The organism is Kitasatospora sp. NPDC051702, assembly GCF_040681575.1.
Lineage (GTDB): Bacteria > Actinomycetota > Actinomycetes > Streptomycetales > Streptomycetaceae > Kitasatospora.
This window is the reverse complement of sequence record NZ_JBFAZB010000011.1, coordinates 100143-121139: the sequence shown is the minus strand read 5'-3', so window position 1 is coordinate 121139 and position 20997 is coordinate 100143. Positions and strand designations below refer to the sequence as shown.

At 75.3% G+C, this 20997-nt stretch carries 16 protein-coding genes; 7 read left to right on the top strand and 9 right to left on the bottom strand.

From position 1 onward, the window contains the following. Positions 1 to 16: 16 nt before the first annotated feature. Complete coding sequence (locus AB0N04_RS12720) at positions 17 to 1210, bottom strand: ROK family transcriptional regulator (protein ID WP_360210327.1); 1194 nt, start codon at positions 1208 to 1210, stop codon at positions 17 to 19. Positions 1211 to 1396: 186 nt separating this feature from the next. Between AB0N04_RS12720 and AB0N04_RS12715 the strand changes: the two genes are divergently transcribed. From AB0N04_RS12715 to AB0N04_RS12690, 6 genes are all read left to right on the top strand, one after another. Next, positions 1397 to 2683 carry an MFS transporter gene (locus AB0N04_RS12715; RefSeq protein ID WP_360210325.1) on the top strand — a complete coding sequence of 429 codons (1287 nt, stop codon included), beginning with the start codon at positions 1397 to 1399 and terminating at the stop codon, positions 2681 to 2683. A 150-nt stretch (positions 2684 to 2833) separates the two neighbouring features. Then, positions 2834 to 3541 (top strand): VTT domain-containing protein, encoded by a 708-nt coding sequence (locus tag AB0N04_RS12710; protein WP_360210323.1) that lies wholly within the window; start codon positions 2834 to 2836, stop codon positions 3539 to 3541. A 70-nt stretch (positions 3542 to 3611) separates the two neighbouring features. After that, positions 3612 to 4127 carry a DinB family protein gene (locus tag AB0N04_RS12705; protein WP_360210321.1) on the top strand — a complete coding sequence of 172 codons (516 nt, stop codon included), beginning with the start codon at positions 3612 to 3614 and terminating at the stop codon, positions 4125 to 4127. Between the two features lie 271 nt (positions 4128 to 4398). Then, a complete protein-coding gene (locus AB0N04_RS12700; RefSeq protein ID WP_360210319.1) occupies positions 4399 to 4791 on the top strand; it encodes a cell division protein SepF in 393 nt (130 codons plus the stop codon). Positions 4792 to 4941: 150 nt separating this feature from the next. Then, on the top strand, positions 4942 to 5595 hold the full coding sequence (locus tag AB0N04_RS12695) for a helix-turn-helix domain-containing protein (protein WP_360210317.1): 654 nt from the start codon (positions 4942 to 4944) through the stop codon (positions 5593 to 5595). Beyond that, on the top strand, positions 5592 to 7199 hold the full coding sequence (locus AB0N04_RS12690) for an MFS transporter (RefSeq protein WP_360210315.1): 1608 nt from the start codon (positions 5592 to 5594) through the stop codon (positions 7197 to 7199). The genes AB0N04_RS12695 and AB0N04_RS12690 overlap by 4 nt, the downstream gene beginning before the upstream one ends. A gap of 85 nt (positions 7200 to 7284) precedes the next feature. Here AB0N04_RS12690 and AB0N04_RS12685 read toward each other — a convergent pair whose 3' ends face one another. The 3 genes from AB0N04_RS12685 to AB0N04_RS12675 all read right to left on the bottom strand — a co-directional run bounded on the left by AB0N04_RS12685 (position 7285) and on the right by AB0N04_RS12675 (position 12329). Next, positions 7285 to 9750, bottom strand: coding sequence for a SpoIIE family protein phosphatase (locus AB0N04_RS12685; protein WP_360210313.1), 2466 nt, complete (start codon positions 9748 to 9750; stop codon positions 7285 to 7287). 147 nt (positions 9751 to 9897) lie between these two features. Then, positions 9898 to 10518, bottom strand: coding sequence for a TetR/AcrR family transcriptional regulator (locus AB0N04_RS12680; protein ID WP_360210311.1), 621 nt, complete (start codon positions 10516 to 10518; stop codon positions 9898 to 9900). A gap of 149 nt (positions 10519 to 10667) precedes the next feature. Continuing rightward, the gene (locus AB0N04_RS12675; RefSeq protein ID WP_360210309.1) at positions 10668 to 12329 is read right to left on the bottom strand and encodes an AMP-binding protein; all 1662 of its coding nucleotides are present in this window, start codon (positions 12327 to 12329) and stop codon (positions 10668 to 10670) included. A 234-nt stretch (positions 12330 to 12563) separates the two neighbouring features. Here AB0N04_RS12675 and AB0N04_RS12670 point away from each other — a divergent pair, with 234 nt between their 5' ends. After that, positions 12564 to 13325, top strand: coding sequence for a hypothetical protein (locus AB0N04_RS12670; protein WP_360210307.1), 762 nt, complete (start codon positions 12564 to 12566; stop codon positions 13323 to 13325). 119 nt (positions 13326 to 13444) lie between these two features. Here the strand turns inward: AB0N04_RS12670 and AB0N04_RS12665 are convergent, their stop codons facing one another. The 5 genes from AB0N04_RS12665 to AB0N04_RS12645 form a co-directional block, all read right to left on the bottom strand. Then, the gene (locus AB0N04_RS12665) at positions 13445 to 14617 is read right to left on the bottom strand and encodes an acyl-CoA dehydrogenase family protein (RefSeq protein ID WP_360210305.1); all 1173 of its coding nucleotides are present in this window, start codon (positions 14615 to 14617) and stop codon (positions 13445 to 13447) included. Positions 14618 to 14708: 91 nt separating this feature from the next. Continuing rightward, complete coding sequence (locus AB0N04_RS12660; RefSeq protein ID WP_360210303.1) at positions 14709 to 16655, bottom strand: biotin carboxylase N-terminal domain-containing protein; 1947 nt, start codon at positions 16653 to 16655, stop codon at positions 14709 to 14711. 14 nt (positions 16656 to 16669) lie between these two features. After that, on the bottom strand, positions 16670 to 18268 hold the full coding sequence (locus AB0N04_RS12655; protein WP_360210301.1) for a carboxyl transferase domain-containing protein: 1599 nt from the start codon (positions 18266 to 18268) through the stop codon (positions 16670 to 16672). Further along, positions 18265 to 20046 carry an acyclic terpene utilization AtuA family protein gene (locus tag AB0N04_RS12650; protein WP_360210299.1) on the bottom strand — a complete coding sequence of 594 codons (1782 nt, stop codon included), beginning with the start codon at positions 20044 to 20046 and terminating at the stop codon, positions 18265 to 18267. The genes AB0N04_RS12655 and AB0N04_RS12650 overlap by 4 nt, the downstream gene beginning before the upstream one ends. Positions 20047 to 20235: 189 nt before the next feature. Next, a complete protein-coding gene (locus tag AB0N04_RS12645; protein ID WP_360210297.1) occupies positions 20236 to 20967 on the bottom strand; it encodes an SDR family oxidoreductase in 732 nt (243 codons plus the stop codon). Between the last annotated feature and the right edge of the window lie 30 nt (positions 20968 to 20997).

Here is a 20997-nt window from a genome sequence, read left to right as displayed (position 1 = left end):
GTCGGTCGGACGAGCCCTACGGTTCGCCGAAGAGGTCCCGGCGGACGGCGTCCCCGGCGGTGAGCACGGCGCCGGCGAGGATCGCCCCGCCGCCCGCCGTACCGGCCCGGACCTCGGTGCGCAGCGGGGAGAGCCCGGCCAGCCGCCGTTCGACCCGGTCGGCCAGCTCGGCGCCGCCGGCCCGGCCGATCTCGCCGCCGAGCACCACGCAGCCCGGGTCGAGGACGACGCAGACGCTGGCCGCGCCGATGGCGATCCGCTCGGCCAGGGCGTCCAGGAACGGCCCGCCGGGCTCGCCGGGGCCGAGCGCGGCCAGGGCGGCGCGGACGGCGGCCTCGCCGGCGGGGGCGTTCCCGTCGGGCGCGGCGGGCAGGCCGTGGGCGCGGGCCAGCTCGCAGACGGCGACGCTGCCGACCAGCCCGTGGTAGCCGCCCTCGCTGCTGTCGGCGCTGGGCAGGCCGGTGGTGCCCGGGACGGGCAGGAAGCAGATCTCGCCGGTGCCGCCGGAGAAGCCGCGGCGCAGCCGCCCGTCCAGGATGACGGCGGCGCCGACGCTGTGGCCGAGCCACATCAGCACGAAGGTGTCGCGGTCGCGGGCGGCGCCGATCCGGTACTCGGCCCGGCCGGCGAGGTTGACCTCGTTCTCGAGGATCACCTCGGTGTCGGGCAGCCGTCTCAGTTCGGCGAGGAGTTCGACGTGCCAGGCGGGGAGCTTGCCGGTGCTCTGCAGCCGCCCGGTGGCGGGGTCGACGAGTCCGGGGGCGCCGACGGCGACGGTGTGCAGCTGCTCGACCCCGGCGCCGCGCGCGGTCTCGCGCAGGGTGCGGACGAGCCGCTCGGCGGTGCCGGGCGCCGCGTCGTCCTCGACGGGGACCTCGGCGGTGGCGAGGGTGCGTCCGGCGAGGTCGGCGACGACCAGGGTGACGCCGCCGGCGCGCACGTCGAAGGCGGCGATGTGGGCGCGGGAGGCGACGAGGGCGTAGAGCCGCGCGTTCGGGCCCCGGCGCTGTTCGCCGCGTTCGCCGACGACGGCCACCAGGCCGGTCCGCTGGAGGCGGTCGAGCAGGTCGGCGACGGTCGGCCGGGAGAGGCCGGTGAGGTCGCGCAGCTCGGTCGCGGTGAGGGGGCCCTGTTCGAGGAGCAGGTTGAGCGCCAGCCGGTCGTTGATCGCCCGGGCGGTGCTCGGCGTGGCCGTACGCGCGGTGGTCATGGCAGCTCATCCTTCCAGAGTGTTTCTATCAGGGTCCCTTCCTGATAATTTACCGGAGGGACGAACCACCAGCCGGTCGCGCCGTCCGCCGAACGGCCCCGCCGCCGCCCGGCCCGCACGGCCGGCCCGTAGACCACCCACAGGGCGACGTCGCGCCGCAGTGCGCGACCCGGGAGGGACCGTCGGATGAGCAGCACCGCCACGCCACCACTGGAACAGCCGGCCGCCCGACGCCGGGCCAGGGCGAGCATCGCCCTGGTCTTCGCCGTGCACGGCGCCGTCAGCGGCAGCTTCGTCACCCGCATCCCGTGGATCCAGGACCGCCTGGACCTCTCCCCCGGCCAGCTCGGCCTGGCCCTGGTGATGCCCGCCATCGGCTCCTCCCTCGCGATGCCGCTGGCCGGCCGGATCACCCACCGCCACGGCGGGCGGGCGGCGGTCCGCGGCCTGCTCTCGCTCTGGTGCCTGGCCCTCGCCCTGCCCGCCCTCGCCCCCTCGCTGCCGGTGCTCTGCGCCGTCCTGCTGCTCTACGGCGCCACCGCCGGGATGGCCGACGTCGCCATGAACGCCCAGGGCGTGGAGATCGAGCAGCGGCTCGGCCGCTCGATCATGTCCGGACTGCACGGGATGTGGAGCGCGGGCGGCCTGCTGGCCTCCGCCTTCGGCATCCTCGCCGCCCACCTGGCGCTCGACGCCCGGCTCCAGCTGGCCGTCACCGCGCTCGCCCTGCTCGCCCTGGCCCAGCCGGTCTGCCGGGGCCTGCCGGACCTGCGCGCCGCCGCGGGGGCGGAGGCGCCGCCGCGCTTCGCCCTGCCCCCGCGCAGCTCGCTGGTGATCGGACTGGTCGGCTTCTGCGCCGTCTTCGCCGAGGGCGCCTCGATGGACTGGAGCGGTGTCTACCTGCGGGACGTCACCGGCGCCTCGGCCACCCTCGCGGCCGCCTCGTACACCGCCTTCTCGCTCACCATGGCCGTCAGCCGGCTCGCCGGGGACGCGGTGATCCGCCGCCTCGGCGCCGTCCGCACCACCCGGCTCGGCGGCGCCGTCGCCACCGCCGGCGGCCTGCTGGTGGTGGCCGCCGACAGCCCCGCGCTGGCCATCCCGGGCTTCGCGCTGCTCGGCGTCGGCATCGCGGTCACCGTGCCGCTGGCCTTCGCGGCGGCCGGGCGGATCGGCAGCAACCCCAGCCAGGCCATCGCGGGCGTCGCGACCGTCACCTACACCTCGGGCCTGATCGCCCCGGCCGTCATCGGCGCCCTCGCCCAGGCCACCTCGCTGACCGTCTCCTTCGGCCTGGTCACCGCCCTCGCCCTCGCCCTGCTGCTGAGCGCCGGCGCCCTGCGCCGGGCCGAACAGCACGCCGACGGCCCGGGCAGCGCGCACGCACCGGCCGACCGGAGCCGTCCCGCCACGACGGCCACCGACCCGGCGCCGGAGGAGAGCACCACCGGCGGGAACCTCACCGTCCGGTGAGCCGGTGACTCGGGGAGCCCCTCCCCGGGTCACCGCCGACCACCGCGCGGCCGGACGGCACGGTTCCGCCTCCACCGGGCCGGGCGGACCAGGCGGGCGGGCGGCCGGGCGGCCCCGCCCACGGGTTAGGCTCGGCCGGTGCCAGCTCCCGTGACAGACCCGCCCGCCACCGCGGCCGAGGAACTCCCCCCGGCCGCCGCCGCCCGTTCGCCGTGGTGGCGGTTCGCGCTGCTGGTGGCGCTGCTGGCCGCCGCGGCCGGTTCGCTGCTGCTCTGGAGCCCGACGGCACTGCTCGACGGCGGGCTCGCCGACCGGATGCCCGGGTACTGGTTCGCGCCGCTGTTCGCCACCGTCTACGCGGTGGGCACCCTCGCCTTCGTCCCCCGGCCCGCACTGAACGCCGCCGCCGGGCTGCTGCTCGGCATCCAGCAGGGCGTGCTGCTCGCGGTGCTCGGCACCACGCTGGGGGCCGCGATGGCCTTCGCGCTCGGCCGCGGTCTCGGGCGGGACGCGCTGCGGCCGTACCTGCGCGGGCGGGTGCTCGGACCGCTCGACCGGCGCTTCACCGAGCAGGGCTTCCGCAGCGTGCTGGTGCTGCGGCTGCTGCCGGGCATGCCGTTCCAGGCGGCCAACTACGGCGCGGCCTTCTCCGGCGTCCGCTTCCTGCCGTTCCTGTCGGCCACCGCGATCGGCGTGGTGCCGACCACCGCGGTGTACGTGACGGCCGCCGCCAGCGCGGGCGAACCCGGCTCCGCGGCCTTCCTGGTGTCGGCGGGCGTGATCGCCCTGCTGGTGCTGGGCAGCGCGGTCGGGCTCTGGCGGGCCGCCGCCGCCCGCCGCCGGTCCCGGGCGGCCTGACGCCCGCCGCCCCGACGCCCGCCCGGGAATTCGCTCGCCCCCGTCCGCGCGGGGCGCCAGGATGGCCCGCATGACCGAACTCTCCCCGCGGATAGACCCGCCGATGGCCGCCGACGAGACCGCCATGCTCACCGCCTGGCTCGACTACCACCGCAGCACCCTCGCCCTGAAGTGCGAGGGCCTGAGCGACGACCAGCTGCGGCTGCGCTCCGTCCCGCCGTCCACGCTCTCGCTGCTCGGCCTCGTCCGGCACATGGCCGAGGTGGAGCGCCACTGGTTCCAGGGCGTGCTGTCCGGCGAGGAGTTCACCACCGGCCACTACTGGACGGAGGCCGACCCGGACGGCGACTTCGACCACGTCGACACCGCGGACGTGGCGGCCGACTTCGCCGTCTGGCGCGCCGAGGTGGCCGCGGCCCGCCGGGTGAGCGCCGGCCTGTCGCTGGACACCGTGGGCAAGCGGCCGCGCCACGGGCAGGAGGTGACGCTCCGGTGGATCCTCGTCCACATGATCGAGGAGTACGCCCGGCACAACGGTCACGCCGATCTGCTGCGCGAACTGGTGGACGGCGCCACCGGCGAGTGAAATCGTTTCCGCATTGTTGACAGAAAGTCAACTGGGCGGTGACCGAGACCGATATGGTCTACGCGCGCAACCGTACGGCGCCCGGCCGCGTCGCTGATGTTGCCCGGGTTCGCCCGGGTTTCCGGCGCGGCACGACTCGTACGGGGGTCGCGAGCGGGCACGGGACCGGTGAACAGTGCGATACTCGGACAGTTCCGACGAGTGGATGACGTGTCAAAAATGGGCACCCACCCCCGGGGGACCAGGACGGGACGAGGCAGGGAGGCGCGGCATGGGAGCACTTCGCGACGAGCACCACAACGGGTGGCTGATGCCCTCGGGACACTACCCGGCCGCGGTGTACGAGGACGAGTGGGTCGAGCAGGAGACGGTCTCGTCCGTCCCCGCCCCCGCGAAGATCGTCTCCCTGCGGCCGACCGGTTTCGAGGCGGCGCGGACGGTCGGTGAGCACATCCGGGCGAGCATCCCGGTGGTCATGGACCTCACCGAGATGGACGAGGCCGAGGCCAAGCGGATGGTGGACTTCGCCTCCGGACTGGTCTTCGGCACCCAGGGCGGCATCGAGCGGATCGCCCGCCGGGTCTTCCTGCTCACCCCGGCCGAGGTCGAGGTCATGGTGATCGACCGCCCGCTCGACGAGACCGGGTTCTACAACCAGAGCTGACCGGGCCGCACGGCCCCGCAGGACCCCGACCGGGGACGGCACCCGCCGTCCCCGGTTTTTTCACGTCCGGACGCCGCCGACGCATGCAGCATTCGAGACGCAGACCTTAAGTATGAGACATCCACGTCTCAGATGACCTACACTCGACTCATGGCCACCGATCGTGACACCGTCCTGGAAGCCGCCGTCGGCGTGCTCTCCCGACGCCCCACCGCCCACCTGGACGAGATCGCGCGCGCCGCCGGCATCAGCCGGGCCACCCTGCACCGGCTCTTCCCCGGCCGCGAGGCCCTGATCCGCGAGATCGGCCTGCTCGGCCTGCGCCGCTTCGCCGCCGCGCTGGACACCGCGGCCGTCGAGGACGGCGACAGCGCGGCGGCACTGCGCCGCCTGGTGGACGCCGCCGTCCCGGACGCCTCGCTCTGCGCCTTCCTGGCCGGCGAGAACCAGCTCTACGACGACGACAGCATCAACGACCTCTGGGAGGTCCAGATCGCCCGGCTGCACGCGCTCTTCCTGCGCGGCCAGCAGCAGGGCGTGTTCCGCATCGAGCTGAGCGCCGCCTGGCTGAGCGAGGCCTTCTTCGACCTCGTCGCGGGCATCGGCTGGTCCATCCAGGACGGCCGCCTCGCCCCGCGCGACGCCGCCTTCTCGCTCGCCGAGCTGTTCCTCGGCGGTGCGCTGCGCCGCTCCGACGCCCCCGCGCCCCCGGCACCCCTGCCCCCCGCACCCCTGCCCCCTGCGCCCACCCCCCCTTCGCACCACCCCGCCCCGGACCGGAAACCGGACACCGATACGCCATGAGCAGCACCGTCCACACCGGCACCACCCTGCAGAGCACTCCCCGCCAGCGCTGGACCGGCCTCGCCGTCCTCGTGCTGGCCGTCACCGTGGTCGCGGTCGACGCGACCGTCCTCTCCCTCGCCCTCCCCTCCATCAGCGAGACGCTGCGCCCCAGCGGCACCCAGCTCCTCTGGATCGGCGACGCCTACTCCTTCGTGCTGGCCGGCCTGCTGGTCAGCATGGGCGCGCTGAGCGACCGGATAGGCCGCAAGCGGCTGCTGCTGACCGGCGCCACCGCCTTCGGCGCCGCCTCGCTGCTGGCCGCCTACGCGCCCACCTCCGGCTGGCTGATCCTGGCCCGCGCGCTGCTCGGCGTGGCCGGGGCGACGATCATGCCGTCCACCCTGTCGCTGATCCGCAGCCTCTTCCCGGACCACCGGGAGCGGGCCACCGCGATCGGCATCTGGGGCGCGGCCGCCACCGCGGGCGCCGCGCTCGGGCCGGTGGTCGGCGGGGTGCTGCTGGAGCACTTCTGGTGGGGCTCGGTGTTCCTGCTGAACATCCCGATCCTGGTCCTGCTGCTGGTCACCGGCGCCTGGCTGCTGCCGGAGTCCAGGGACCCGAAGCCGGGCCGCTGGGACGTGCTGAGCGTCGTGCTGTCGATGGCCGGCGTGATCGGCGTCGTCTACGCCGTCAAGGAGGCCGCCGCGCACGGGGTGGCCCGCTGGGACGTCCCCCTCACCTTCCTGCTCGGCGCCGCCGCGCTGACCCTGTTCGTCCGCCGTCAGCTGCGGCTGGAGACCCCGCTGCTGGACGTCCGGCTCTTCCGCGACCGGCGGTTCACCGCCGCCGCGCTGGCCTCGCTGATCTCCCTGATCGGGCTCTCCGGCGTGGTCTTCGTGACCTCGCAGTACCTCCAGCTGGTCCGCGGCTACGAACCGCTGCGGGCGGGCCTGGCCGAGCTGCCGGCCTTCGTCGGCTCGGTGGTCGGCGGACTGCTCACCGCCCGGCTGGCCCGGCGCTTCGGCGCCCGCTCGGCGCTGACCTCCTGCCTGCTCGCGATGGGCCTCGGCGTCGGTGCGCTCGGCTGGATCCAGCAGGACACCACCTACCTGCTGCTGGCCGCCTCCTTCCTGCTGGTCGGCACGGCCGAGGGGGTCGTCTACACGCTCGGCGCCGACCTGGTGCTGAACGCCGCGCCCGCCGACAAGGCCGGCGCCGCCTCGGCGGTCTCGGAGACCGCGTACGAGCTGGGCACCGCGCTCGGCATCGCGCTGGTCGGCTCGGTGGTCGGCTCGATCTACGCGAGCGGGCTGACCGTGCCGGCCGGGACGGACCCGGCGCTCGCGGCGCGGGCCGGCGAGTCACTGGGCTCGGCGGTCGAGACCGCGCAGGGCCTGCCGCAGGCCGTCGCGGAGCCGCTGCTGGCGAGCGCCCGGGAGTCCTTCGTGTACGGCATGAACAGCGCCGGCCTGCTGGCGGCCGCGCTGCTGACCGGCGCGGCGGTGATGGCCTGGCGGCTGCTGCGGCGCCTGCCCGCCCAGCCGGCGGCCGATCCCGTCCCGGTCCCCGCTCCGGCGGCTACCCCGGCAGCCGCCCCGACAGCGGAGAAGCTGGACGCCTGATCGGGCCGGACCGTTCCCCCGTTCCCCCGCGCCGCCGGCGCGGAGGTGCGGGGGAACGTCGTTCCCGGGGCTCGGGGACGGGCGGCTACACCGTCCCGAAGGGCAGCTCCAGCTCCGCCCAGACCACCTTGCCGTCCCGGGTCAGCCGGCTGCCCCAGCGCTGGGCCAGCTCGCTGACCAGGAACATCCCGCGCCCGCCCTCGTCCTGCTCGGCGAACGGGCGCAGCTGCGGGGTCTGCCCGCCCGCGTCGGAGACCTCCACGGTGAGCACGCGGTCGCGGAACAGCCGGAGCCGGCGCGGCGCCCCGGCGTGCAGCAGGGCGTTCGTCACCAGTTCGCTGACCAGCAGTTCGGCGTAGTCGGAGAGCGCGGACAGGCCCCAGGCGTCCAGCGTGGCGCGGGTGAAGCGGCGGGCCTTGCCGGGCAGCCGGCCGCCGCCGGTGAGCGGGAGGGTCGCGATCCGGTCGGCGGGCAGCGGCAGCACCCTGGCCATGATCATCGCGATGTCGTCGTCGGTGCCGTCGGTGACCAGCGCGGCGAGGACGGCGTCGGCGCTCTCCTCCAGCGTCCGGCCTGGCCCGGCGAGGGTGCGGGCCAGCAGGTCGATGCCGTCGTCGAGGTCCTGGCCCCGCCGCTCGACCAGGCCGTCGGTGTAGAGGGTCACCATGCCGCCCTCGGGGAGGGTGAACTCGGTGGACTCGAAGGCCACCCCACCGACGCCCAGCGGCACGCCGGGCGGGACCTCGACCCGCCGGGCGGTGCCGTCCGGGCCGACCCACACCGGCGGCAGGTGGCCGGCCGAGGCGACCTGCACGGTGCGGTCCAACGGGTCGTAGACCGCGCAGATGCAGGTGGCGAACTGGCCCTCGCCGATCCCCGAGGCGGTCTCGTCCAGTCGGGTGAGGACCTGCTCCGGGGGCATGTCGAGGGTGGCCAGCGTCCGGGCGACGGTGCGCAGCTGGCCCATCGTGGCGGCCGCCCGGATGCCGTGGCCCATCACGTCCCCGACCACCAGCGCCACCCGGCCGCAGGACAGCGGGACGACGTCGAACCAGTCGCCGCCGACCTCGCTGACCACGCTGCTCGGCAGGTAGCGGTAGGCGATCTCCAGACCGAGGGTGCGGTGGATCTCCTGCGGCAGCAGGCTGCGCTGCAGGGTCAGCGCCGTCTCCCGCTCGCGCCGGTACAGCCGGGCGTTGTCGATCGCCAGGGCGGTGCGGGCGACCAGCTCCTCGGCCAGTGCGACGTCCGCGTCGCTGAACGGCTCGGAATTGCGCATCCGGATGAACTCCGAGCCGCCCAGCACCATGCCCCGGGCGGTCAGCGGCACCATCAGGTACGAGTGGATGCCGGCCGCCATGCCGGGGGCCACCCGGTCCTCGCTGGAGACCAGCCCGCGCAGCACCTCCTCGGTCACCTTGGCGCGCACCAGCGGGCGGCCGCTGCGCAGGCACTGGGTGTAGCTGCGGTCGGGGGCGTACTCGGAGGTCTCCCCGACGACGTCGACGGCGTGCACGAGGCCCGACTCGTAGGACTCGCCGACCGCGACGGCGCGCAGGGTGATCGTCCGGTCGGCGGGGATGGCGCTGGGCTCGGCCCCGCGCAGCACCGGCTCCAGCAGGTCTACGGTCGCGAAGTCGGCGAACCGGGGGACGACGGCCTCGATCAGCTCCTCGGCGGTGCGCTGGAGGTCGAGGGTGGTGCCGATCCGGGCGGTCGCCTCGGCGATGGTGGCCAGGCGCTCCTGGGCCCGGGCGGCCCGGGCCTCCGCCTGGAAGCGTTCGGTGACGTCGATGATCGAGGAGCAGACGCCGAAGACCCGGCCGGTGGAGTCCTCCAGCCGGAAGTAGGAGGCCGACCAGGCGTGGTCCCGTCTCGGGTCGCCGGGGACGCGGCCGTGCGAACGGGCGTCGACCACGGGCCTTCCGGTCTTCAGCACCTGTCGCATCGTCTGCTCGATCTCGGCGGTGTTGATGCCGGGCAGCACCGCGGATATCCGGCGGCCGAGGTGGGCGGCGGCCGGGACGCCGTTCATCCGGGCCAGCGCCTCGTTGATCCGCACGTAGCGCAGGTCGGTGTCGTAGACGGCCATGCCGATCGGTGAGCGGCCGAAGATGCCGTCGAGGACGGCGAGGTCTGCCTCGATGGCGTGCAGGGCCCGCGAGTCGGAGGCGGTCGCGAGCAGCAGCAGGGTGCCGCCGGGGCCGGCGATCGGGTAGGTGCGGAACTCCAGGTCGACCTTGTGGCCGTCCCGGTGACGGACCGGGAACACGCCGGACCAGCCGGTGCCCCCCATGATGCGTTCGAACAGGGCGAGCACCTCGGGGCGGTCCCCGCCGTCCGTGAGCAGCTGGGCGGCGTAACTGCCGACGGCCTCCTCCGCGGTGTAGCCGAGGAGCTCCTCGGCGTCCTCGCTCCAGTGCAGGATCAGACCGTCGCCCTGCAGCAGGGCCGTCGCGAGCGGCACGAGTCGGTGGCCGTCGGGGCGTACGGGGGCACCGCCGGGTGCGGGGCCGGCGGCGGCGGTCGCGTCCCACTCGTGTCCGTGCATGATCAGGCAGCACCCCGGTTCGGCTCGTGCCCGGCCGGGCGGCCTCGCGGTCCGTGCCGGCCGGGGTTCTTCTCCAGACTGCACGGACATCGGCCGCCCGGCGACCCCTTGGTCAGGGCTCGTCCGGCCGCTCCGGTCGTACGGGCGTCATGGGCGTACCGGCCGCAGCGTACTCTCCAGAACGCCCGCCCACTGCCGGATCACTCCGGATCGTCGGCCGCTGTCGTCGGTGAGCAGGTTGGCCAGGCCCAGCCCGCGGGCGAGGTCCAGGGTGGCCTGCACGGATTCGCGCACGCCGGGGCGCTTCTCGTCGGCGTCCAGGAACTCGACGGCGGCCCGGTGGGCCTCCCGGCCGACGTGTCCCTCCAGCGCGATGATCCGCTCGCGCAGCGCCTCCTCGGTGGCCGCGGCCGTCCACAGGTGGAGGGCGGCACGGAACAGCGGGCCGGTGTAGAGGCGCACGATCATGTCGACGACCGCCCGGGTCCGGTCGGGGCCGGCGGCCGGCAGCTCGTCCGCGTGGGCGCGGACGGCCGCCAGCCGCTCGGCGGTGACGTGCTCGACGGCCGCGGTGAACAGGTCCTCGCGGGTCGGGAAGTGGTGCTGGGCGGCGCCCCGGGAGACACCGGCCCGCTCGGCCACCACCCCGACGGTGGAGCCGTGCCAGCCCAGCTCGGCCAGGCAGTCCACGGCGGCCGCGAGCAGCCGGGCCCGGGTGGCGCGGCTGCGGTCCTGCTGGGGGGTGCGGGCGGCGGGGTGGCTGGTCATGGCGGGTGGCGGTTCCTGTTCCGGTGGGGGCGCGGCGGGCCGGCCGGGAGCGCCGGGCCGCTCGGCGGGCCCGGCGCGGCCCGCGGGTCGATCTTCACAGACGGGGGCCCGCCCGCCGCTTCCGGGGGCGCCGTCCTCCTCCGGCGGGGTCAGTGCGCGGCCTCGGGTGCCGCCGGGCGGGCGCCGTCGGGGCCGCCCGTGCGGGGTGCCACGACGGCGCCGGCCGCGCGGGCGGCCTCCCGGTCGCGCAGTTCGCGGCGCAGGATCTTGCCGGCCGGGGACTTGGGGACGGCCTCGACGAACTCCACCGCGCGGACCTTCTTGTACGGGGCCACCCGTTCGGCCACGTAGGCGCCGACCTCCTCGGCGCTCAGCACCCCGCCGGGGGCGCGGACCACGAAGGCCTTGGGGCACTCCGTGCCGTCGGCGTCCCGGACGCCGATGACGGCGGCGTCGGCGATCTGCGGGTGTCCGAGCAGCACCGCCTCCAGCTCGGCGGGGGCGACCTGGTAGCCCTTGTACTTGATCAGCTCCTTCACCCGGTCGACGATGAACAGGTAACCGCGCTCGTCGACGTAGCCGACGTCGCCGGTGTGCAGCCAGCCCTCGGCGTCGATCACGGCCGCGGTGTCGGAGGGGCGGCCGAAGTAGCCCCGCATCACCTGCGGGCCGCGGATCAGCAGCTCGCCCTGCGCGCCGGGCCCGAGGTCCGGGTCGGAGCCGTCCAGGGCGGCGACGCGCAGCTCGGTGGAGGGGACCATCCGGCCCACCGAACCCGGCGCCGGCGCCGGGTCGTGCGGGGAGACCACGTGGGTGACCGGGGAGAGCTCCGTCATCCCGTAGCCCTGGAGCAGGTGCGGCAGGCCGAGCCGGCGGGCGCACGCCTCGGCGAGGTCCGGGTCCAGCGGGGCGGCCGCGCACAGCAGGTACTCGACCGAGGAGAGGTCGAAGCGGTCCACGGCGGGGTGCTTGGCCAGGGCGAGCGCGATCGGCGGGGCGACCACCAGGGCCTGCACCCGCTGCTCCTCGACGGTGCGGCAGAACTGCTCCAGGTCGAAGCGGGGCAGCACGACCACGGTGGCGCCGCAGCGCAACGGCTGGTTTAGCAGCGCGGCCAGGCCGTAGATGTGGAAGAACGGCAGCACGGCGAGCACCCGTTCGCCCTCGGCGGGCCGGTAGAGCGCGTCGCACTGGGCGAGGTTGGTGGCGATCGAGCGGTGCGTGAGCATCACGCCCTTGGGCAGACCGGTGGTGCCGCTGGAGTAGGGGAGCACGGCGACGTCCCGGCCCGGGTCCACGGTGATGGCGGGGGCGGGGCCGGTGGCGGCCAGCAGGTCGGCCAGCGAGCGGTGGCCCTCGGCACCGTCCAGGACGACCACCTCCGGCCCGCCACCGGCGGGGCCCGCCAGCAGGTCGACGGCCTTGCGGGCGGTCGGCAGGAACGGGGAGACGGTGATCAGCCACCGGGCGCCACTGTCGCGGAGCTGGCCCGCCAGCTCGGTGGCGGTGGCGAGCGAGGAGACGGTGGTGACGGTGGCGCCGGCCCGCGTGGCGCCGTAGAAGGCCAGCGGGTAGCCGATCGTGTTGGGGCTGAACAGCGCCACCACGTCTCCCTGGCGCACCCCCGCGCCCGCCAGCCCGGCGGCCACCCGTTCGACCCCGGCGGCCAGCCGCGCGTAGCTCACGCACTCGCCGGTGACGCCGTCGACCAGGGCCGGGCGCTCGCCGTACCGCGCCGCGTCGCCGAGGACCGCGTCATGGATCGGCAGGTCGACCACGGGGACGTCGGGGAACTCGCTACGGAAGACCAAGGTGTGCCTCCACAAAGGTAGTTGACGCAGGATCGAGGGCCGGCTGCGGGTCGGACGGGCGGCCGGCCGGGGGCGCGTTCAGGAGCATACGGACAGCGACGGGACGTTGCGCCATTGTGAGGAACGAAGGGCGGAGCGCGCGTGGCACGTTTGCCGCCGGGGGCGCCCGGGCCGACGGTGTTGCACCACGGCCGCCCGCCCCCGGACGCGGCCCCGGCACCTGGAGCCCCCACCGTGAGTCCCACCTCCCCTCGCCTGCGGTCGGCCCGCCGGCTGCTCGCCGCCACCGCGGCGGCCGCCGCCCTCACCCTGGGCGGCGCGCCCGTCGCGCTGGCCGCTCCCGGTGACAACGGCGACGTGAAGATCCACAACGACACCACGCCGGTGAACGACACCCGCGACGAGCCCAAGGTCTGCCGGTTCTACCTGGACGCCTTCAACTTCGACACCGTGCAGCTGGTGTCCTGGACCATCTCGCAACAGCCGCCGACCGGCAACGCCCTGGTGCTGTCCGGGTCGATCCTGCTGACCACCGGAGCCGGCGCGACGCCGAACTACAGCCTGCCGGACGGGCACTACAAGCTCGAGTGGACCTTCGTCGGCGAGAACGGCAACGCGAAGCAGAAGGTCTTCGACGTGTCCTGCGCCAACAGCTCGCCCTCGGCCTCACCGTCACCGTCTCCGTCGCCCTCCCCGTCGCCGTCGCCCTCCCCGTCGCCGTCCTCCTCGCCGTCGCCGGTCGGCCAGAGCACCAGCCCCTCCCCGAGCGCCTCGCCGTCGCCCGGCTCCTCCCCCGGCTCCTCGCCGAGCGCCTCCCCCGGCGGCCCGCCGAGCGCCTCGCCCACCGGCCCGGTCGGCGGGGTCGGCACCGGTGGCGGCGGCGCGTCCGATGCCAACAGCGCCCAGGTGCTCGGCGGGGCGGCCGTGATCGCCGGCGCGGTCGGCCTCGGCGTCCGCGCGCTGCGCCGCCGCACCGGACGCGACGCCGAGTCCTGACCTGCCCGCCGACGGCCGCCGGCCGGGGCCGTCGCCGGCTCCGGCGGACGGCGGGCGGTGGGCGGTGGGCGGCCGGCGGTGTTCCCGCGGCCGCCCGCCGCCCGCGGTGCGGGTCTGCCTCAGTAGGACTTCGGCAGGCCGAGGGTGTGCTGGGCCACGTAGTTGAGCACCATCTCCCGACTGACCGGAGCGACCCGGCCCACCCGGGTGGCCGTCAGCAGCGCTCCCAGCCCGTACTCCTGGGTCAGACCGTTGCCGCCGAGGGTCTGCACCGCCTGGTCGACCGTCCGGGCGGCCGCCTCGCCGGCCGCGTACTTGGCCATGTTGGCGGCCTCCCCGGCCGCCACGTCCTCGCCCGCGTCGTAGAGCAGGCCGGCCTTCTGGGTCATCAGCCGGGCCAGCTCGATCTCCACCGCGCACTGGGCCAGCGGGTGGGCCAGGCCCTGGTGGGCGCCGATCGGGGTGGACCAGACGGTGCGGGTCCGCGCGTACTCGACGGCCTTGCGCAGGGCCTGCCGGGCCAGGCCGAGCGAGAAGGCCGCGGTCAGCACGCGTTCGGGGTTGAGGCCCGCGAAGAGCTGGAGCAGGCCGGCGTTCTCGTCCCCGACCAGCGCGTCGGCGGGCAGCCGGACGTCGTCCAGGAAGACCTGGAACTGCTTCTCGGGCGCGACGAGTTCCATCGGGATCGCCCGGTACTCGAAGCCGGGGGTGTCGCGCGGGACGACGAACAGGCAGGGCTTGAGCCGGCCGGTGCGGGCGTCCTCCGTCCGGGCCACGAACAGCACCGCGTCGCAGTGGTCGATGCCGGAGACGAAGACCTTGCGGCCGGTCAGCAGCCAGTCCTCGCCGTCCCGGCGGGCGACGGTGGAGATCCGGTGCGCGTTGGAGCCGGCGTCCGGCTCGGTGATGCCGAAGGCCATCCGGCGGCTGCCGTCGGACAGGCCCGGCAGCCACTGCCGCTTCTGCTCCTCGGTGCCGTACCGGGCGATCACCGTGCCGCAGATCGCCGGGGAGACGATGAGCAGCAGCAGCGGGCAGCCGGCCGTGCCCAACTCCTCCAGCACGATGGCCAGATCGGTGATGCCGCCGCCCCCGCCGCCATACTCGGCGGGCAGGTTCACCCCGAGGTAGCCGGCCTTGGCGGCGTCGGCCCACAGCTCCTCGGCGGGTTCGCCCGCCCTGGCCTTGGCGAGGTAGTAGGCGGAGCCGTAGCGGCCGCCGAGATCGGCGACGGCCTGGCGCAGCGCCCGGCGTTCGGGGGTCTCGATGAGCTGACTGCCGATGGTGGACATGCGGGGTCCTTCCTGGCTCGGGCGGTGCTCAGGCTGTGGTCCGGCGGGTGCGGGCCGCGCTCCGGTCGTGCCGCGGCCCGCGGTCCGCCGGTCAGGCGGGGGTCTGCACGACGGCCAGCAGGGTGCCGAGTTCGACCTGCTGGCCGGGGGTGGCGCGGAGTTCGACGAGGACGCCGTCGGCGGGGGCGGTGACGCGGTGCTCCATCTTCATCGCCTCCAAAAAAAGCAGCGGCTGGCCGGCGGTGACGGTGTCGCCGACGGCGGCCGCGGTGCGCACGACGGTGCCCGGCATCGGGGCGAGCAGGGCGCCCGGGTCGGTCCGGGCGGCCGGGTCGGGGAAGCGGGGCAGGGCGGTCAGTGCGGTGGCGCCGTCCGGGCCGTCGACGAAGACCCGGTCGCCGTGGCGGGCGACGCGGTAGCCGCGCCGGACGGCCCCCTCGCGCAGGACGACCTGCTCGGGCGTGGCGTCGACCAGCTCCGTCCCCGGGTGCCCGTCGGCCCGCAGGCCGTCCCTGGTCAGCCGGTAGCGGACCTCCCGCTCGGTGCCGTCCTCGGCCCGGTAGCGCTTGAGCTGGGGCTGCGAGGGCAGGTTGCGCCAGCCCGGGGGCAGCGCGCCGTGCGGCCCGGTGCGGCGGCGGGCGGCCGCGTCGGCGAGCGCCGCGGCCAGGGCGGCGCGGGCGGTCCGGGCGGGGTCGCCGCCGTCGGGGGCGGCGAGGTCGTCGGCGTGCTCGGTCAGGAAGCCGGTGTGCAACCGGGCCGCCAGGAAGGCCGGGTGGCGCAGCGCACGGACCAGCAACTCCCGGTTGGTGGCCGGGCCGTGGATCCGGGCGCGAACGAGCGCGTCGGCCAGCAGGCGGGCCGCGGCCGCCCGGTTCGGCGCCCAGGCGATCACCTTGGCGAGCATCGCGTCGTAGTGCGGGGTGATCTCCTGGCCGGCCGCCACCCCGCAGTCCAGCCGGACCCCACGGCCGGTGAACTCCTGGTGCGGGCCGTCGAGTTCGAGCCGGTGCAGGGTGCCGGTGGCGGGCTGCCAGTCCTTGGCCGGGTCCTCGGCGTAGAGCCGGGCCTCGATCGCCCAGCCGGTGGACGGCGGCGGGACCGGACCGGGCAGCGGCTCCCCCTCCGCGACGGCGAGTTGCAGCGCCACCAGGTCCAGGCCGCTGACCGCCTCGGTGACGGGGTGCTCCACCTGCAGCCTGGTGTTCATCTCCAGGAAGTGGAACCGGCCGTCCTCGGCGAGCAGGAACTCGGCGGTGCCGGCACCGGTGTAGCCGATCGCCCGGGCGGCACTGACCGCCGCCGCGTGCAGCCCGGCCCGGACGGCCTCCGGCAGGCCCGGCGCCGGCGCCTCCTCGATCACCTTCTGGTGCCGCCGCTGCAGCGAGCAGTCGCGGTCGCCGACCGCCCAGACCGTGCCGTGCGCGTCGGCCAGCAGCTGGACCTCGACGTGCCGCCCGGTGGGCAGGTAGCGCTCGCAGAACACCTCGTCCGAGCCGAAGGCCTTGGCCGCCTCGGCCCGGGCGGCCGCCAGCTGGTCGGGCAGCTCGGCCAGGGTGCGCACCACCCGCATGCCGCGGCCGCCGCCGCCCGCCGCCGCCTTGACCAGCACCGGCAGGTCGGCCTCGGTCGGCGCCTCCAGGGCGCCCAGGACGGGCACGCCGGCCGCGGCCATCAGCCGCTTGGCGGCCGTCTTGGATCCCATCGCGGCGATCGCGGCCGGCGGCGGGCCGACCCAGACCAGCCCGGCGTCCAGCACCGCCTGCGCGAACTCCGCGTTCTCCGAGAGGAATCCGTACCCGGGGTGGACGGCGTCCGCCCCCGCCTCCAGGGCCGCGCGGACGATCAGGTCGGCCCGCAGGTAGGTGTCGGCGGGCGCGGCGCCCGGCAGCCGCACGGCCGCGTCGGCCTCGCGCACGTGCGGGGCGTCGGCGTCCGGGTCGGAGTGGACGGCGGTGGTCGCGATGCCGAGCGCGCGGCAGGTCCGGAAGACCCGTCGGGCGATCTCGCCGCGGTTGGCGACCAGCAGGTTGGTGATCATGTCGTCTCGTCCCCTCACATCCGGAAGACGCCGTAGCCGCGCGCGCCCTCGACCGGCGCGTTGTGGATCGCGGACAGGCACAGGCCCAGCACGGTGCGGGTGTCCCGCGGGTCGATCACGCCGTCGTCGTAGAGCCGCCCGGACAGGAAGGCCGGCAGCGACTCGGCCTCGATCTGCTGCTCGACCATCGCGCGGATCGCCGCGTCGGCGTCCTCGTCGTACGGCTGCCCCTTGGCGGCGGCCGACTGCCGGGCGACGATCGACAGCACCCCGGCGAGCTGTTGCGGGCCCATCACCGCGGACTTGGCGCTCGGCCAGGCGAACAGGAAGCGCGGCTCGTAGGCCCGGCCGCACATGCCGTAGTGGCCGGCCCCGTAGGAGGCGCCGATCAGCACCGACAGGTGCGGGACCCGTGAGTTGGACACCGCGTTGATCATCATCGCGCCGTGCTTGATGATGCCGCCCTGCTCGTAGTCCTTGCCGACCATGTAGCCGGTGGTGTTGTGCAGGAACAGCAGCGGGACGTTCCGCTGGTTCGCCAACTGGATGAACTGGGCGGCCTTCTGCGACTCCGCGCTGAACAGCACGCCCTGGGCGTTGGCCAGCACCCCGACGGGGTAGCCGTGCAGCCTGGCCCAGCCGGTGGCCAGGCTGGTGCCGTAGAGCGGCTTGAACTCGTCGAAGTCGGAGCCGTCCACGATCCGCGCGATCACCTCGCGCGGGTCGAAGGGCACCTTGAGGTCGCCCGGAACGATGCCCAGCAGCTCCTCCTCGTCGTACTTCGGCGGCTCGGCGAGGCGGTCCGGTGCCGGGCCGGGCTTGCGGTGGTCCAGCCGGGCGACGATCCGGCGGGCCAGCCGCAGCGCGTCCGCCTCGTCCACCGCGAAGTGGTCGGCCAGGCCCGAGGTGCGGGCGTGCATCTCCGCTCCGCCGAGCGACTCGTCGTCGGCCTCCTCACCGGTGGCCATCTTCACCAGCGGCGGGCCACCGAGGAACACCTTCGCCCGCTCCCGCACCAGCACGGTGTGGTCGGACATGCCCGGGACGTACGCCCCGCCGGCCGTCGAGTTGCCGAACACCACGGCCACGGTGGGCACTCCGGCGGCGGAGAGCCGGGTCAGGTCGCGGAACAGCGCGCCGCCCGGGATGAAGATCTCCTTCTGGCTGGGCAGGTCGGCGCCGCCCGACTCGACCAGGTTCACCAGCGGAAGGCGGTTGGCGAGCGCGATCTCGTTGGCGCGCAGCGCCTTGCGCAGCGTCCACGGGTTGCTGGCGCCGCCGCGCACCGTGGGGTCGTTGGCGGTGATCACGCACTCCACGCCCTCGACCACCCCGATCCCGGTGACCAGCGCCGCGCCCACCGGGTACTCGCTGCCCCAGGCGGCCAGCGGGGAGAGCTCCAGGAACGGCGAGTCCGGGTCGACCAGCAGCTCGATCCGCTCGCGCGGCAACAGCTTGCCGCGGGCGCGGTGGCGGTCCACGTACTTCGGCCCGCCACCGGCCAGCGCCTTGGCGTGCTCGGCGTCCAGGCCGGCCAGCTTGTCGAGCATCGCGGCGCGGTGCTCGGCGTACTCGGGCCCGGCCGGGTCGACGCGGGTGGGCAGCACGGTCACAGCAGGACCTCCGGGATGTCGAGGTGGCGGGAGCGCAGCCACTCCCCGAGGGCCTTGGCCTGCGGGTCGAAGCGGTGCTGGGCGGCGACGCCCTCGCCGAGGAGCCCGGTGAGGGTGAAGTTGACCGCGCGCAGGTTCGGCAACAGGTGCCGGGTCACCGGCAACTCCGACGTCTCGGGCAGAAGTTCGCGGAGCAGCTCGACGGTCAGGGTGTGCGCGAGCCAGCGCCAGCCGTCCTCGGAGCGGGCCCAGACGCCCAGGTTGGCGTCACCGCCCTTGTCGCCGCTGCGGGCGCCGAGCACCAGGCCGAGCGGGGCGCGGCGGACCGGGCCCGCCGGGAGGGGCTGCGGGAGCGCCGCCGGCTCCTGCTCCGCTTCCGTCCGCGCCTCCGTCCGCGCCTCCGCGCCCGCTTCCGGCCCGGCCACCGTCCCCGGCTCCGGGAGCGCCGGCCGGGCCGTCACGGGCGCGGGCGGGACGGCGACCCGGCGGCCGTCCGGCAGCACCGCGGTGTGCCCGACGGCCTTGGCGTCCACGAACGCGGCGGTGAACACCCCGTACGGGGCGCCCGGCCCGGGCGGGGCGGTCAGATGGAACCCCGGGTAGCCAGCCAGGCCCAACTCCACGGCGGCCTTGCCCAGTTGGCGCCCCACCCGGGCCGGGTCCGGATCGCGGGCGGTCAGCCGCAGCAGCGCGGAGGCCGCCTCCTCGGTCGGGGCGTCCGGGTGGTCGGTGCGGGCGAGGGTCCAGCGCAGTTCGGCGGGCCGGGCGGCCGGCGCCAGCGCGGCGGCGAACTGCCGCCGCACCAGGTCGGCCTTGGCCTCGACGTCCAGACCGGTGAGGACGAACACCACCTCGTTGCGGTGCCCGCCGAGCCGGTTGAGTCCCACCTTGAGCGTGGCCGGTGGCGCCTCGCCGCGCACCCCGTCGATCCGCACCCGGTCCGGGCCCTCCTCGGTGAGCCGCACCGAGTCCAGGCGGGCGGTGACGTCCGGGCCCGGATAGCGCACCCCGCCGGTCTCGTACAGGAGTTGGGCCGTCACCGTGCCGGCGGTGACGGCGCCACCGGTGCCCGGGTGCTTGGTGATCACGCTGGAGCCGTCGGCGTGCAGCTCGGCGATCGGGAAGCCGGGGCGGGTGACGTCGTGCTCGCGGAAGAAGGCGTAGTTCCCGCCGGTCGCCTGGGCGCCGCACTCCAGGACGTGACCGGCCACCACCGCTCCGGCGAGGGCGTCCAGGTCGTCCGCCGTCCAGCCGAAGTGGGCGATCGCCGGGCCCGCGACCAGCGCGGCGTCGGTGACCCGCCCGGTGACCACCACGTCCGCGCCCGCCTCCAGGCAGGCCGCGATGCCGAAGGCGCCGAGGTAGGCGTTGGCCGCCAGCAGGCCTTCGGGGAGGCCGAGTTCGCTCCGCTGCGGGAGCAGGTCGTCCCCCTCGACGTGGGCGACCGTCGCCGCGATGCCCTGGCGCTGCACCAGTTTCCGCAACTCACGCGCGAGCCCGGCAGGTTGGAGTCCGCCCGCGTTCACCACGATCTTCACACCGCGCTCGCGCGCCAGCCCGAGGCACTCCTCCATCTGGCGCAGGAACGTCCGGGCGTACCCGAGCGAGGGGTCCTTCATGCGGTCCCTGGCGAGGATCAGCATGGTCAGCTCGGCGAGGTAGTCCCCGGTGAGCACGTCCAGCGGCCCGCCGGTGAGCATCTCGCGCACCGCGTCGAAGCGGTCCCCGTAGAAGCCCGAGGCGTTGCCGATCCGCAGTACCGAGCGTGCGCGCGCCAAAGCGCCTCCCCTGCCGGTGGGTTGGCGGCGCTCCCGCACGAGCGCCGTCGGGCAGCAGCGTGGCACCGGCCTGAGAAAAAAGCAATCATGCCTGCTTGTTTTCCGCCGCCTCCTCCCACCCTCCGCGCGACCGCCGCGGGCCGGGCGAACCGACCCCGGCGGCCGCGCGGGTGGGGACCGCCGTACACGTCACCAGGGGACGACGCCGGCGTCGTCGAAGAACCGGCCGGTCGGGCCGTCGTCGGGCAGGGTCGCGAGGGTGATGGCGATGGCCGCGCCCTGCGCGGGGGTGCGCACGCCGCGGAAACCGTTGAGGTCGGTCGCGACGTAGCCGGGGCAGCCGGCGTTGATCAGGACGTTCGTGCCGCTCAACTCCCGGGCGTACTGGAGGGTGACGGCGTTCAGGAACGTCTTCGACGGCGAGTACGCCGCGGCCACCGGGCCCGCCGTCCGCTCGGCGTCCGGCCCCGACTGCCGGGTGAGGGAGCCGACGCTGCTGGACATGTTCACGATCCGCGGCGAGGCGGAGCGGCGCAGCAGCGGCATCATCGCGTTGGTGACGCGGATGACGCCGATCACGTTGGTCTCCACGACCGTACGGACGGTGGCGAGGTCGACCCGAGTCGGCTCCTGCGGCATGCCGCCCGCGATGGCGGCGTTGTTGACGAGCACGTCGAGGCGCCCGGCCCGATCCTCGATCAGCCGTGCGGCGGCGGTCGCGCTCACGTCGTCGGTGACGTCCAGCGGCACGCCGAACGCGTCGACGCCGGCCGCGCGCAGCCCCTCCACCGCGGCCTCGCGGCGCCGATCGTCGCGGGCGCCGACGCCGACGCTCCAGCCGAGGGCGCCCAGGCCCGCGGCGATCTCGTAGCCGATCCCCTTGTTCGCGCCGGTGACCAGCGCGATCGTTCGTTCGCTCATGGAGACCATGCTGCTCCCGGACCCCGGCCG